12 protein-coding genes are annotated in these 13546 nt (G+C 59.2%); 9 read left to right on the top strand and 3 right to left on the bottom strand.

The window, feature by feature from the left end; translation table 11 throughout:
* The 5 genes from ACIOU6_RS23655 to ACIOU6_RS23675 form a co-directional block, all read left to right on the top strand.
* Positions 1-998: homoserine dehydrogenase (locus ACIOU6_RS23655; protein ID WP_401139049.1), on the top strand; the 998-nt coding region annotated here is incomplete at its 5' end.
* A 105-nt stretch (positions 999-1103) separates the two neighbouring features.
* Entirely contained in the window at positions 1104-2513 is a 1410-nt protein-coding gene (gene thrC / locus ACIOU6_RS23660; protein ID WP_221729883.1) for a threonine synthase, read from the top strand.
* Positions 2514-2632: 119 nt separating this feature from the next.
* Positions 2633-4006 carry a transporter substrate-binding domain-containing protein gene (locus tag ACIOU6_RS23665; RefSeq protein WP_221729882.1) on the top strand — a complete coding sequence of 458 codons (1374 nt, stop codon included), beginning with the start codon at positions 2633-2635 and terminating at the stop codon, positions 4004-4006.
* Between the two features lie 117 nt (positions 4007-4123).
* Complete coding sequence (locus tag ACIOU6_RS23670; protein ID WP_221729881.1) at positions 4124-4531, top strand: response regulator; 408 nt, start codon at positions 4124-4126, stop codon at positions 4529-4531.
* Positions 4532-4695: 164 nt separating this feature from the next.
* Positions 4696-4977 carry a DUF3509 domain-containing protein gene (locus ACIOU6_RS23675; protein WP_221729880.1) on the top strand — a complete coding sequence of 94 codons (282 nt, stop codon included), beginning with the start codon at positions 4696-4698 and terminating at the stop codon, positions 4975-4977.
* A 173-nt stretch (positions 4978-5150) separates the two neighbouring features.
* On the opposite strand, the gene ACIOU6_RS23680 is transcribed toward ACIOU6_RS23675, so the two are convergent.
* Together ACIOU6_RS23680 and ACIOU6_RS23685 are read right to left on the bottom strand one after the other, a co-directional pair.
* Complete coding sequence (locus ACIOU6_RS23680) at positions 5151-6104, bottom strand: TIGR02285 family protein (RefSeq protein WP_401139050.1); 954 nt, start codon at positions 6102-6104, stop codon at positions 5151-5153.
* Positions 6058-7257, bottom strand: a complete 1200-nt coding sequence (locus ACIOU6_RS23685; RefSeq protein ID WP_221729878.1) for a CaiB/BaiF CoA-transferase family protein — start codon at positions 7255-7257, stop codon at positions 6058-6060. The genes ACIOU6_RS23680 and ACIOU6_RS23685 overlap by 47 nt, the downstream gene beginning before the upstream one ends.
* Positions 7258-7403: 146 nt before the next feature.
* Here ACIOU6_RS23685 and ACIOU6_RS23690 point away from each other — a divergent pair, with 146 nt between their 5' ends.
* The 3 genes from ACIOU6_RS23690 (at position 7404) to ACIOU6_RS23700 (ending at position 11085) form a co-directional block, all read left to right on the top strand.
* Positions 7404-7946 carry a YaeQ family protein gene (locus ACIOU6_RS23690; protein ID WP_007908961.1) on the top strand — a complete coding sequence of 181 codons (543 nt, stop codon included), beginning with the start codon at positions 7404-7406 and terminating at the stop codon, positions 7944-7946.
* A gap of 55 nt (positions 7947-8001) precedes the next feature.
* On the top strand, positions 8002-9711 hold the full coding sequence (recJ, locus tag ACIOU6_RS23695) for a single-stranded-DNA-specific exonuclease RecJ (protein ID WP_401139051.1): 1710 nt from the start codon (positions 8002-8004) through the stop codon (positions 9709-9711).
* A gap of 267 nt (positions 9712-9978) precedes the next feature.
* Complete coding sequence (locus ACIOU6_RS23700) at positions 9979-11085, top strand: NADH:flavin oxidoreductase/NADH oxidase (RefSeq protein WP_401139052.1); 1107 nt, start codon at positions 9979-9981, stop codon at positions 11083-11085.
* 207 nt (positions 11086-11292) lie between these two features.
* Here ACIOU6_RS23700 and ACIOU6_RS23705 read toward each other — a convergent pair whose 3' ends face one another.
* The gene (locus tag ACIOU6_RS23705; protein ID WP_401139053.1) at positions 11293-12921 is read right to left on the bottom strand and encodes a glucan biosynthesis protein D; all 1629 of its coding nucleotides are present in this window, start codon (positions 12919-12921) and stop codon (positions 11293-11295) included.
* Positions 12922-13325: 404 nt separating this feature from the next.
* Between ACIOU6_RS23705 and ACIOU6_RS23710 the strand changes: the two genes are divergently transcribed.
* A complete protein-coding gene (locus ACIOU6_RS23710; protein ID WP_221729874.1) occupies positions 13326-13511 on the top strand; it encodes a hypothetical protein in 186 nt (61 codons plus the stop codon).
* The last annotated feature ends 35 nt before the right edge of the window (positions 13512-13546 follow it).

The raw sequence follows: 13546 nt of genomic DNA on the forward strand, positions 1-13546 counted from the left end.
AGGCACTGATTGCCGTTCACGGTAATGAAATTTTCGCCAGGGCACGCGAGAAAGGCGTGATCGTGGCGTTTGAAGCCGCGGTGGCCGGTGGCATTCCGGTGATCAAGGCGATCCGTGAAGGCCTGTCCGCCAACCGCATCAACTGGGTGGCCGGGATCATCAACGGCACCGGCAACTTCATCCTCACCGAAATGCGCGAGAAGGGTCGCACCTTCGAAGACGTATTGGCCGAGGCTCAGGCGCTGGGTTACGCCGAAGCCGATCCGACCTTCGACGTCGAAGGCATCGACGCCGCGCACAAGCTGACGATTCTGGCTTCCATTGCGTTTGGCATTCCGCTGCAGTTCGACAAGGCTTACACCGAAGGCATTACCAAGCTGACCACCGCTGACGTCAACTACGCCGAAGCACTGGGCTACCGCATCAAGCACCTCGGCGTGGCGCGCAGTACGGCTGCGGGCATCGAGTTGCGTGTACACCCGACGCTGATCCCGGCCGATCGCCTGATCGCCAACGTCAACGGCGTGATGAACGCGGTGATGGTCAACGGTGATGCTGCCGGTTCGACCTTGTTCTACGGCGCCGGTGCCGGCATGGAGCCAACGGCGTCTTCGGTCATCGCCGATCTGGTGGACGTGGTTCGCGCCATGACCAGCGACCCGGAGAACCGCGTCCCGCATCTGGCCTTCCAGCCAGACTCGCTGTCGGCCCATCCGATCCTGCCGATCGAAGCCTGTGAAAGCGCTTACTACTTGCGCATACAAGCCAAGGATCACCCGGGCGTACTGGCTCAGGTGGCGAGCATTTTGTCGGAGCGTGGCATCAACATCGAGTCGATCATGCAGAAGGAAGTCGAAGAGCAGGACGGTCTGGTGCCGATGATCCTGCTGACCCACCGCGTGGTCGAGCAGCGCATCAATGATGCGATCGCAGCCCTGGAAGCCCTGGCCGGCGTCAACGGTCCGGTTATGCGGATCCGCGTCGAACACTTGAATTAACAGCAGCAGCAAGCTTCAAACTTCAAGCTGCAAGTAAAAGCAGAGGCGCTTTTCACTTGTAGCTTGAAGCTCACAGCTTGTAGCCCAAACCGAAGGTTTGCCCTTATGCGTTACATCAGTACCCGCGGCCAGGCACCGGCCCTGAATTTCGAAGACGTCCTGCTGGCTGGTCTTGCCACCGACGGTGGTCTGTACGTCCCGGAAAACCTGCCACGTTTTACCCAGGAAGAAATCGCTTCCTGGGCTGGCCTGCCGTATCACGAGCTGGCCTTTCGCGTCATGCGCCCGTTTGTAACCGGCAGCATTCCTGACGCCGATTTCAAAAGGATTCTTGAAGAAACCTACGGTGTGTTCTCGCACAGCGCCGTCGCGCCGCTGCGTCAGCTCAACGGCAACGAATGGGTAATGGAGCTGTTCCACGGCCCGACCCTGGCGTTCAAAGACTTCGCCTTGCAACTGCTCGGTCGTCTGCTCGACTACGTGCTTGAAAAGCGCGGCGAGCGTGTAGTCATCGTCGGCGCCACCTCCGGTGACACCGGTTCGGCCGCCATCGAAGGCTGCAAACACTGCGAAAACGTCGACATCTTCATCCTGCACCCGCACAACCGTGTGTCCGAAGTGCAGCGTCGCCAGATGACCACGATTTTCGGTGAGAACATCCATAACATCGCCATCGAAGGCAACTTCGATGACTGCCAGGAAATGGTCAAAGCCAGTTTCGCCGATCAGAGCTTCCTCAAGGGCACGCGCCTGGTGGCGGTGAACTCGATCAACTGGGCGCGGATCATGGCCCAGATCGTTTACTACTTTCACGCTGCCCTGCAGTTGGGTGGCCCTGCGCGTTCGGTATCGTTCTCGGTGCCGACCGGCAACTTCGGCGACATCTTCGCCGGTTACCTGGCGCGCAACATGGGCCTGCCGATCAATCAGTTGATCGTCGCCACCAACCGCAATGACATCCTGCACCGCTTCATGAGCGGCAATCAGTACGTCAAGGAAACCCTGCACGCCACGTTGTCGCCGTCGATGGACATCATGGTGTCGTCGAACTTCGAACGCCTGCTGTTCGACCTGCACGGTCGCAACGGTGCAGCGATTGCCGGTTTGATGGATTCGTTCAAGCAGGGCGGTGGTTTCAGCGTCGAGCAAGAGCGTTGGACCGAAGCACGCAAACTGTTCGATTCGCTGGCCGTGGACGATGCCCAAACCTGCGAAACCATCGCCGAAGTCTATGCGCAGACCGGCGAACTGCTGGACCCGCACACCGCCATTGGCGTGAAGGCCGCACGCGAATGCCGTCGCAGCCTCGACATCCCGATGGTGATCCTGGGCACGGCGCATCCGGTGAAATTCCCGGACGCGGTGGAGAAAGCGGGTGTAGGAAAAGCGCTTGAACTACCTGCACACCTTTCTGATTTATTTGAGCGAAACGAGCGCTGCACCGTTCTGCCAAACGAGCTGAAAGCCGTGCAGGCCTTTGTCAGCCAGCATGGCAACCGCGGCAAGCCGCTTTAAACCTGCAAAGCTGTCACATTTTGAAGCCCGTCTCCTGACGGGCTTTTTTGTTTCTGCTGCCACACTGCTCGGGTTTTCACCCTCGAAGGACGGGTGAGTCGATCACGAAGGAAGTGGCAATGCTGTTTTATAGAGGTTTGAAACCGGCACTGGGCTGGTTGTGCTTGTTCGGATTGCTGGGAGTGATGCACGGCAGTGTGGCCGCGCAATTGGCGCTGCATGATGATGACGTGGGCCTCAACGTTCAGCCCATCGAACTGGATGCACATGAGCGCCAGTGGATTCGCGACAACCCCACGGTGACGGTCGCGTCGGTGCAGTACCCGTTGTATCTGTTCCAGGATGAGCATGGTCAGTGGAGCGGCTTGAACAACGATGTGCTCAAACGCGTCACGGCGATGACCGGGCTGCAGTTTGTGCATCATGAGTCGTTTTCCACGGATCACATGCTTGAGCGCCTCGAGAGCGGGGCGGCGGACATCAGCACAACGCTGGCCGTAAGCGACGAACGCAAGGCGTTTCTTGATTTCAGTCACGCATTCGGCGGCGCGGGCTGGGTATTTGTCGGGCGCGCCGGAGTGCCCTCGGTAGAGTCCCTGGAGCAACTGGCCAAGCGAGTGGTGGTGCTGCCCGCCAGGCATGCACTGGAAGACGTGATCCGACGTGATTACCCTTCAATCGAAATCCGCTCGGTCAAAACCTACGCCGAAGCACGGGCATTGGTCGAGAGCGGCGAGGCCTACGCGACGATCGAAAACGAGATCGGTGCACAGCTCTATCCGTTGGGGTTGCTCAAGGTCGGTGCACTGGTGGAAGGCAAATGGGAGGCTGATCATCTGGCGGTACGCAAGGGCATGCCGGAACTTTTGAGTATTCTCAACAAGGCATTGGAGGCGTTCCCCCCTGCCGAGTTACGCGCCATTCGCCTCAAATGGCTGGAGGGCATTTCGCCGGCGCCCATACCGTCGGTGTGGCAGCGGATGATCAAATGGGGCTGCTGGGCGATGGGGGGGCTGGGTGTTTTCGGCCTGCTGTCGCTGGTATGGAATCGGCGCCTGACGGCGGTGATCAAACAGCGAAGCGAGGCGGAAAAGGTGCTGGGCGATCAACTGGCGTTTCAGCGCGCGCTGATTGATTCCATGCCTGATCCGATGTTTGTCCGAGATCTGCACGGGCGACTGATCATGTGCAACCGCAGCTACGAGGAGGCTCTTTCGGTTCGGCTGGATCAGGTGCAGGGGCGTTTGCTGATCGAGATCGATGTGTTGCCCGAAGCGACCGCCCTGATGCTGCACGACGAGTTCATGGTGCAACTGAGCACACGCAAGTCGCGCTTCAGTAAACGCCAACTGCAATTCAAGAATGGCCTGCGCGAGGTCTATCAGTGGACCGTGCCGTTCTACAGTGCCGACGGCCAGTTGCGTGGGCTGCTGGGCGGCTGGACTGACATCACTCAGCGTAGGACGGACAGCGGGTGCCGATGTCTGCAGTGAAGATGGGAAACTTCCTATAAGACGCGGCTACTTTTCCTATGGGAGGCTTAAGACGGCTGCCCTAGAGTGAGCGACAACTGCGGTGAGAGTCCGCGATTGTCGTTCCGGAGGTCGCCCATGCGCTCGCTCAAAGTTCTGATTCTTGAACCCAATCCGTTTCAGTTGATGGCATTGCATCAAATGCTTAATGCCATCGGCATCTATGACGTACTGACCGCACCGTCCCTGGCGTCGGCCCTGTGTTCACTGGGCCACCGCGGCGTGGTCGATATTGCCATTTGCGATCCGCAACTCAAGGGCGGCGATGGCCTGGCTCTGATTCAGCATTTGGCGGTACAGCGTGAAGCCCGTGCGCTGATCCTGCTGGGGGCGGTCGCGCCGAGTCTGCTGAGCGATCTCGAGCCGTTGCTGCGCGAGCATCGGTTGCGATTATTGGGGCGCTTGCAAACGCCGGTCTCGGCAGTGCTGATGAGAGGTTTGCTGGATGGCTACCTGATCGCTGCTTCGCAGCCTGTCGGGGTCTGAAGGGCACGGTTATTTTTCTGTCATCTTCACCGTGCATGCTCTGACAGACCGGTGACGCTGGAGTGCTTGCGACCGGCATGCAGAACTTTCTTCTCGGGCCGGTGGTCATTTACTGTGGACACGCCCCAGACACAATGTTTTCGGACTATTGAGTGGAGATCGAGATGGAAAGTATCAGTCTATTGCTCGGTGAGGCTCTGAGCCCGTATCAGGTTTCGTTGTCTCCAAGCGGTGCCCAGGGTGAATGCTTGGTGACCTTGAAGAACAGCAGCGGCGCCATTGTCGTGGAACGCCCATTCAATCAGGCACAACTGACCGACAAGCGTCAGTTGACTGATGTCGTCGATGGCTTGCACCGTGACGTCCTGATTGCCGAAGGGCGACTGGAGCCCTGCGTGATCGCGGCCTTGCGCAATGCGGCGCTGGACAAGCGTGCGGCGCTCTGAAAATGAAACGTCTCTTGTGGGAAACTTCCTGCATCTCTGTCAGTCAGACCTCGTAACAGCAGGATCAAGCATTGTGCTCCGGTGTTTGTCGCTTGCTGCTATTGGTCTTTATTACGGGCCACGTTTAACCCCGAGTCGTCTCCCCACTTCTCGGGGTTTCTTTTGTCCGCCGTTTACTGCGCGGCCTGCTGTTCGAAGAACAGCCGTGCCTGTTCCAGATAATCGGCCTGTTGCTTGGGGTCAAGCCACGCGGCGTACAGCCGATTGAGATGTTCGTGGGGCAGGGTGCGCAGCAGTTGGTTGATCTCGCTGATGGCCTGATGCCCCATCGTGGTGTCGGAACAGGCGACATAACCTGAGAGATATTTTCCGGCGCCCTGGATCGGATAAAACTCCAGCTCATCTTCGGCAATCTGCGCCTGTTTCGCCTGATAGCGGATTTCCGGCCAGTAACCCAGCACCACCTGCAACCGGCCAAGACGCTGCATCGACAGCAGATTGGCCAGCGCATCATTGCCGTAATGCGCAGTCAGCGCGCCGCTGGGCGCTTGATGCAGGATAGTGTCGAGAAACTCGCCGTAGCTGCGTTCGGCGACAACGCCGACCTTCCTGTTGCCATTAGCGAGCAGCGCAGACAGATCAACCTCGCCATTCACCAGATAGGGTTCAAGCACCGCCCGATCCTGCTGACGGACCACCAGACCATTACTCACCGCGCGAATCGCAGGGATCGAATACGCAACCGACTGCGCGCGTACCTGGTTCCATATCAGCGCGGGGTCACAGGCGAAAGGGTTGTCATGGAGCATCTGCAAGCCACGGGCGCGATTGACCCGCATCAGCGTATGTTCGTATTGCGGCATGCCAGCGATCAGCATCGGCAGCAACTGATCGATCACCCCCTGGCCCTTTTTCGGACCTTCGAAAATGGTCATCGGTGGCAAGTCGCGCAGTAACCAGATCAGCGTAGGTTTTGCCTGCGCCCAAGCGGGCAGGGTCAGTAGAAACAACAGACCGAACAGGCGCCAGGTCCATCCGTGGTGGGAGCGGTTGGCGTCCGATGCCTGTCGGTGCTTCAGCTTAAATGGCTCCGTCTTCGCGCAGTTGGATAATCTGTTTTTCGTCATAGCCAAGATCGTGGAGTACCTGCGCATTGTGTTCACCGAGCTGCGGTCCGACCCATTCGGAGGAGCCCGGTGTCTCTGAGAGTTTGGGCACGATACCCGGCATCTTGAAGGGTTTGCCGTCCGGCAGCTTGGCAGACAGGAACATTTCCCGAGCCAGGTACTGCGGATCACTGAACATGTCTTCGGCACTGAAGATCCGGCTGACCGGTACGTCAGCCTGATTGAGCAGGTCGAGCACCGCTTGCAGCGGCAGCGAATTGACCCAGCGATCGATCACGCCATACAACTCGTCGCGGCGATTGTCGCGACCGTCGTTGCTGGCCAGTGTCGGGTCATTGGCCAGATCTTCACGGCCGATGATCAGCATGAAGCGCTTGAAGATTGCGTCGCCATTGGCGCCGATCTGCACATGCTTGCCGTCGGCGCTGGTGTGGATCGACGACGGCGTGATGCCGGGCATGATGTTGCCGGTGCGTTCACGGATAAAACCGAACACATCGAACTCCGGCACCATGCTTTCCATCATGGCGAAGATCGCTTCGTACAGCGCCACATCGACCACTTGGCCGAGCCCGCCGTTGACCTCACGATGACGCAGCGCCATCAGCGCGCCGATCACGCCCCACAGCGCGGCAATCGAGTCGCCGATGGAGATGCCGGTACGCACCGGCGGCCGATCCTCGAAACCGGTGATGTAGCGCAACCCCCCCATGGATTCGCCGACAGCGCCGAACCCCGGCTGATCCTTCATCGGCCCTGTCTGGCCGAAGCCGGAGAGGCGCACCATCACCAGTTTCGGGTTCAACGCGTGCAGGGTTTCCCAGCTCAGACCGAGTTTTTCCAACACCCCGGGGCGAAAGTTCTCGATCAGGATGTCGGCTTCACTGAGCAGTTTTTTCAGGATCGCCAAGCCATCGGGATGCTTGAGGTTGAGCGTCAGCGACTTCTTGTTGCGCGCCTGAACGAACCACCACAACGAGGTGCCCTCGTACAATTTTCGCCATTTGCGCAACGGATCACCGCCGTCCGGCGATTCGATCTTGATGACTTCGGCACCGAACTCGCCGCAAATGCGCGAGGCAAACGGCCCGGCAATCAATGTACCCAGTTCGATGACTTTCACGCCGCTGAGCGGCTTGTTGGTAAACGGCATGCTGAATCCTGTAGGACAAGGTTGAGCGGATACAGCGTTTTAGCATAGCCGGCTGTCAGGCGCCGCAGGTTGATCGCCATCAATTCGATGATTGCCTACCGCATCGGTTAGACTTGCCGACTTTCCTCGTATCAAGAAGCCCGTTCATGGCCCAGCCTTCGACCACTTACAAGTTTGAACTGAACCTCACCGACCTCGACCGCAGCGTCTACGAGAGCGTCAAGCAGACCATCGCCCGTCACCCTTCGGAAACCGAAGAGCGCATGACTGTGCGGCTGCTGGCCTACGCCCTCTGGTACAACGAGCAGTTGTCGTTTGGCCGTGGTCTGTCAGACGTGGATGAACCTGCGCTGTGGGAAAAGAGCCTGGACGATCGTGTTCTGCACTGGATCGAAGTCGGCCAGCCCGACGCCGACCGTTTGACCTGGTGCTCGCGTCGCACTGAACGCACCAGCCTGCTGGCCTACGGCAGCCTGCGCGTGTGGGAAACCAAGGTGATCCCGGCGATCAAGAACCTTAAAAACGTCAACATTGCCGCCGTCCCGCAAGAAGTGCTGGAAACCCTGGCCAAGGACATGCCCCGCGTCATCAAGTGGGACGTGATGATCAGCGAAGGGACGATCTTCGTCACCGACGATCGCGGTCAACACGAAGTCCAGTTGCAATGGCTGCAAGGTGAGCGCGGCTGATCCTGCGTTGTCATCTGATTAATCCCACGTATTCAAGAGAAGTCTCCGTTACCCCATGCGTATCGAACCTCGTCAACTGCCTGCCACTCTGCCCTTTCTCGGTGACCTGCCGCCGCTGCTGACCCGCTTGTATGCGGCGCGGGGCGTGCAATCCGAGGCGCAACTGGACAAGAGCCTGGCGCGGTTGATTCCGTTCCAGCAACTCAAGGGCATCGATGCGGCAGTCGATCTGCTGGTGACAGCGCTGGAGCAACGCCAGCGCATCCTCATCGTCGGTGATTTCGACGCGGACGGCGCCACGGCCAGCACGGTGGGTATGCTCGGGCTGCGACTGCTGGGCGCCGCTCACGTCGATTACCTGGTCCCCAATCGCTTTGAATACGGTTACGGCTTGACCCCGGAAATCGTCGAAGTTGCCATGACTCGCGAACCGCAGTTGCTGATCACCGTCGACAACGGCATTTCCAGCGTTGAAGGCGTGGCCGCTGCCAAGCGTCATGGGCTCAAAGTGCTGATCACCGACCACCACTTGCCCGGCGATGAACTGCCGCTGGCCGATGCGCTGGTCAATCCCAACCAGCCAGGCTGCGAGTTCCCGAGCAAGGCGCTGGCCGGTGTCGGGGTGATTTTCTATGTGTTGATGGCGTTGCGCGCGCGCCTGCGCAGCCTCGGCTGGTACGAAAGCAAGCCGCAGCCGAACATCGGCGAATTGCTTGATCTGGTCGCGTTGGGCAGCGTCGCCGACGTGGTGCCGCTGGACGCCAACAACCGGATTCTGGTGCATCAGGGGCTGGAGCGGATTCGTGCCGGGCGTGCGCGGCCGGGTATCAAAGCGATCCTCGAAGTGGCCAAGCGTGACGCGGCTCGCATCACCTCCACGGATCTGGGTTTCATCGTCGGCCCGCGCCTGAACGCCGCCGGGCGCCTGGATGACATGAGCCTGGGCATCGAATGCCTGCTCACCGCCGACGCCAACATGGCCCGCGAAATGGCCGCGCAACTGGACGGCATGAACCAGGATCGCAAAACCATCGAGCAAGGCATGCAGCGCGAAGCGCTGGCCCAGTTGAAGGACTTGCCCGTTGAATCAATGCCGTTCGGTCTGTGCTTGTTTGATCCGGAGTGGCACCAGGGCGTCATCGGCATCCTCGCCTCACGGATGAAAGAGCGTTATTTCCGTCCGACCATCGCCTTCGCTGAGGCTGGCGATGGTTTGCTCAAGGGTTCGGGGCGTTCAGTGCAAGGCTTCCATATTCGTGATGCCTTGAGCGTGGTTGCAGCGCAGCATCCAAACCTGATTGCCAAATACGGCGGCCACGCAATGGCAGCCGGCCTGACCTTGCCGCAGGAGAATTTTCCGTTGTTCGCCGAGGCATTTGACGCCGAAGTGCGTAGGCAACTTCGCGAAGAAGACCTCACCGGGCGCATGTTGTCGGACGGCACGCTGGCGGTTGAAGAATTCCACCTTGAGCTGGCCCGCGCCCTGCGCCATGCCGGGCCTTGGGGCCAGCACTTTCCGGAGCCACTGTTTCACGGTGTATTCCAGTTGGTCGAGCAGCGGGTCGTCGGTGAGCGACACTTGAAAGTGGTACTGAAAAGCGAGTGCGGCTCGGTGAAACTCGACGGCATCGCCTTCGGTATCGACCGCGACATCTGGCCGAATCCGACGATCAAATGGGTCGAACTGGCTTACAAGCTCGACGTTAACGAGTTTCGTGGTAATGAGACCGTGCAACTGATGATTGCCCACATCGAACCGCGCTGACCCCTTCGCGAGCAAACTCGCTCCCACAGGCCCGGTGTTGTCCTGGTGGGAGCGAGCTTACTCGCGAAGGCGGACTTTCCCACACAGAATGACTCTGAACCCTCCCTCATCCCCGGTTGTCGACTAGGCTCTAAGCACTGCTTGATTGGCCTTGTGACGTCTTGTCGAATTTTTTGCCCGCGGGGGCGGGTGCTGCACCTTTTCCTGTCACTCGACGACTATTCAAACAGAACCCTGGAGCCTGCCCACTGATTTGAGAGGTGCCCCATGAGTCTGCTGCTTGAACCCTTTACTCTGCGCCAACTGACCCTGCCCAATCGCATCGCCGTGTCGCCCATGTGCCAATACTCCAGCGTCGACGGTCTGGCCAACGACTGGCATTTGGTGCACCTCGGCAGTCGCGCCGTGGGTGGCGCCGGCCTGGTGTTCACCGAAGCCACGGCGGTGACGGCCGACGGTCGGATCACCGCCCAAGACCTTGGTTTGTGGAATGACGAACAGATCGAACCACTGCAACGCATCACTCGTTTCATCACCTCGCAGGGCGCAGTCGCCGGCATTCAACTGGCCCACGCCGGGCGCAAGGCCAGCACCCATCGACCATGGATCGGCAAGCACGGCAGCGTCAAACCGGATGATGGCGGCTGGACACCGGTCGGGCCGTCGCCGATTGCCTTTGATCCGCAGCACACGCAACCCAAACAGCTCGATGAAGGGCAGATCGCCGAGGTCATCCAAGCCTTTGTCGACGCAGCGAAACGCTCGCTGACGGCGGGTTTCAGTGTGGTTGAGGTTCACGCGGCGCACGGTTATCTGCTGCACCAGTTTCTGTCGCCGCTGAGTAATCAACGGCGGGATCAGTACGGAGGCTCGTTCGAAAACCGGATTCGTCTGGTGCTGCAAGTCACCGAAGCAGTGAGGAACGTTTGGCCGGAGCAGTTGCCGGTGTTCGTCCGTGTGTCGGCCACCGACTGGGTTGAGGACGGCTGGAACCCTGACGAAACCGTTGAGCTGGCGCGGCGTCTGAAAGCATTGGGTGTGGACCTGATCGACGTTTCCTCGGGTGGCACGGCAGCCAACGCCGAGATTCCTGTCGGGCCGGGTTATCAGACGCGCTTCGCCGAACGCGTGCGTAAAGAGTCAGCCATCGCCACTGGCACTGTGGGAATGATTACCGAACCTGCGCAGGCCGAGCACATTCTGCGTACCTGCCAGGCCGACATCATCTTCCTCGCCCGCGAGTTGCTGCGTGATCCGTACTGGCCGTTGCACGCCGATGATGATCTGGGCGGACGCAAAGCGGTGTGGCCGGCGCAGTATCAGCGTGCGACCCATCGTGATCAGCCGATTCATGAGTCTGATTTGCGCGATTGAATGACGCGCTGAAATGCAAAAAGCCCCGGCCAGTGATGGTCGGGGCTTTGTTTTTTCTGTTGATGGCTGTTTTGCCTGTGCTGGCGCCTTCGCGAGCAAGCTTGCTCCCTCGGTTGATCTCGGTCGATTGTCGAATGTGTGACCGACACCAGTCCAACGCGGGAGCGGGATTACCCGCGAAGAGGCCCGAAAAGGCACCTCAATCCATCAAGGATACTTACGCTTGTCCGGCGCCGGCGGGAAGTACTGGTACAGCCAGGTCTCACTCAACGTGCGGTCATTGGTGCGAATGAACAACCGAAACTCCACGGGCTCCACGCCGTCATTGGTCGGGTACCAGTCGAACAGGATCCGGTAACCCTTGATGTCATCCAGCACCAGCACGCTGAAGTCCTGCACCTTGCCGTTGGAGCAGGTGATCACCGGTTCGATCCCGGTGCCCTGCGGCAGGCGATCCAGGCCGCCACCAGTGAAATCCACGGCGAAGCGGCGCGCCCAGACCGGCGGATAATGCTCGCCCGGTGCCCAGCCTTCAGTGAAGCCGCCCATCCCGGAACGGGTCGCCTGCACTCGCGCCAACGGCGTGCTGACCGGTGGCAGGGCACTCCAGTAGAGCTTGTAGCCATAGTTCAGCGAATCACCGGCGGCCACCGGTTTCTTCGGCGTCCAGAACGCGACGATGTTGTCGAGGGTCTCGCCGGTGGTAGGAATTTCCAACAGATCGATAGAGCCTTCGCCCCACGCGGTCGTCGGTTCGACCCACAGGCTCGGACGTTTGCTGTACCAGTCGACGGTGTCCTGATAGTTGGCGAATTCATGGTCGGTTTGTACCAGACCAAAACCTTTAGGGTCCGTGTCGGCAAATGCGTTGAACTGCAGCGTCGCCGGGTTGTTCAGCGGACGGCAGACCCACTCGCCGTTGCCGCGCCACATCGCCAGGCGATCCGAATCATGGATTTGCGGGTGGATGGTGTCGCACATGCGGCGCTCGTGGGTGCCGCAACTGAACATGCTGGTCATCGGCGAAATGCCCAGTTGTTCGATGGCCGTGCGTGCATTGATGTGCGCGTCGATTTCCATCACCACGCGTTCGGCCTGGCAATCGATGTCGAAGCGATAGGCGCCGGTCGCGCTCGGCGAGTCGAGCAGGGCATAAACCACAAAACGCGTGGCGTTCTGATCCGGCGTCTCGAACCAGAACTGGGTGAAGTCAGGGAATTCTTCGCGCTTCTTGGCATAGGTGTCGATCGCCAGACCACGCGCCGAGAGGCCATATTGGCCAGAGGCATCCACCGCACGAAAGTAACTGGCACCGAGGAACGACACCACGTCATGACGATCCAGTTCCGGCGCCTTGAACAGCTTGAAACCGGCAAAACCCAAATCGCCCTTGAGTTGCTGAGTGTCGACCGAAGTGTTTTCGTAGTTGAACAGCGCCGGGCGGAAATGCACCTCGCGGGCGCTACGGGTCTTCGGATCAACGCTGTACATGCGCACCGGTTGGCGAAAACCCATGCCGATGTGGAAGAACTGCACGTCCAGTTGACCCTTGTTCTCCTTCCACAACGAATGCTCGCCGTCGTAGCGGATCGCGTTGAAGTTTTGCGGGGTCATGGTCGCCAGCGTCGGCGGCAGCACCTGTTTGGTGTCCTGATAGGCACTGCCGGCCAGTTGTTTGGCCTTGCGCTTCAGGGCTTCGAAATCGAAGGCTTGTGCGTCGCCATCAGCGACGTCACCGTTGGCGGCCCAGGCATTCGCCGCCAGCAGGCCTGAGGCTGAAAGACCGGTGTAAGCCGCAATGGCCATGGACGCTTTGAGCAAATTCCTGCGGTGCATAAATACAACCTGTCGTGTGCAATCCCGCGCCGTTCCTGGCACGTGCTGGATCAGAAAGTACGGTTCGGACAAGCCTTCGGCCAAACGCAACGGACTATAAACAGATGCCGGCTAGCTTAAACCGTTCGATTGTCGAGCAAAAATGATTGATTACGAGGCTCAGTCTGGCAATGAAACAAGACATGTCGGTATTTTTTCCGACGGCACTTTCTGATTTACAGGGCATATCTGCTTTTTTCGACTAATTACTCTAAAAAGCCCTTTTCAGCGCCGATTAAATTTCTATGCTATGGACATGACCGGTCGCGAACCTTCAGACCGGTGGGGCACACGACGCTGCTGAAAGGGGCAGGGCGATGTGGTGGTTGAGCAGTTCTTTGACGTATTAGAGAAGGACATCGTCCATGGCAAAAATACAAGGCATCACCGACATGTTGGGCATCTTTCCCTGCCTCGGCAGCGGTCGCAAAAGGCGTAGGCTCAGCTCTGATGAGTTGAAACTGTTGGAGCGTTATCGGGAGCTCTCGGAGAGCGACCGGATCGCGATGCGGTATCTGGTGGATGCGATGAGGAGTGTTTCGCGGTTTTAATCCTGGGAAAGCGACTGTGCGAGCCATTTGGCTTT

Origin of the sequence: Pseudomonas sp. NPDC087615, from assembly GCF_044743445.1 — a bacterium.
Taxonomy (GTDB): Bacteria; Pseudomonadota; Gammaproteobacteria; order Pseudomonadales; family Pseudomonadaceae; genus Aquipseudomonas; species Aquipseudomonas baetica_A.

Bases quoted from the DNA above. Each gene is read 5' to 3' on its own strand.
- thrC (WP_221729883.1), top strand. From the start codon at position 1,104: ATGCGTTACATCAGTACCCGCGGCCAGGCACCGGCCCTGAATTTCGAA.
- ACIOU6_RS23665 (WP_221729882.1), top strand. From the start codon at position 2,633: ATGCTGTTTTATAGAGGTTTGAAACCGGCACTGGGCTGGTTGTGCTTG.
- ACIOU6_RS23670 (WP_221729881.1), top strand. From the start codon at position 4,124: ATGCGCTCGCTCAAAGTTCTGATTCTTGAACCCAATCCGTTTCAGTTG.
- ACIOU6_RS23675 (WP_221729880.1), top strand. From the start codon at position 4,696: ATGGAAAGTATCAGTCTATTGCTCGGTGAGGCTCTGAGCCCGTATCAG.
- ACIOU6_RS23680 (WP_401139050.1), bottom strand. From the start codon at position 6,104: ATGACGAAAAACAGATTATCCAACTGCGCGAAGACGGAGCCATTTAAG.
- ACIOU6_RS23685 (WP_221729878.1), bottom strand. From the start codon at position 7,257: ATGCCGTTTACCAACAAGCCGCTCAGCGGCGTGAAAGTCATCGAACTG.
- ACIOU6_RS23690 (WP_007908961.1), top strand. From the start codon at position 7,404: ATGGCCCAGCCTTCGACCACTTACAAGTTTGAACTGAACCTCACCGAC.
- recJ (WP_401139051.1), top strand. From the start codon at position 8,002: ATGCGTATCGAACCTCGTCAACTGCCTGCCACTCTGCCCTTTCTCGGT.
- ACIOU6_RS23700 (WP_401139052.1), top strand. From the start codon at position 9,979: ATGAGTCTGCTGCTTGAACCCTTTACTCTGCGCCAACTGACCCTGCCC.
- ACIOU6_RS23705 (WP_401139053.1), bottom strand. From the start codon at position 12,921: ATGCACCGCAGGAATTTGCTCAAAGCGTCCATGGCCATTGCGGCTTAC.
- ACIOU6_RS23710 (WP_221729874.1), top strand. From the start codon at position 13,326: ATGGCAAAAATACAAGGCATCACCGACATGTTGGGCATCTTTCCCTGC.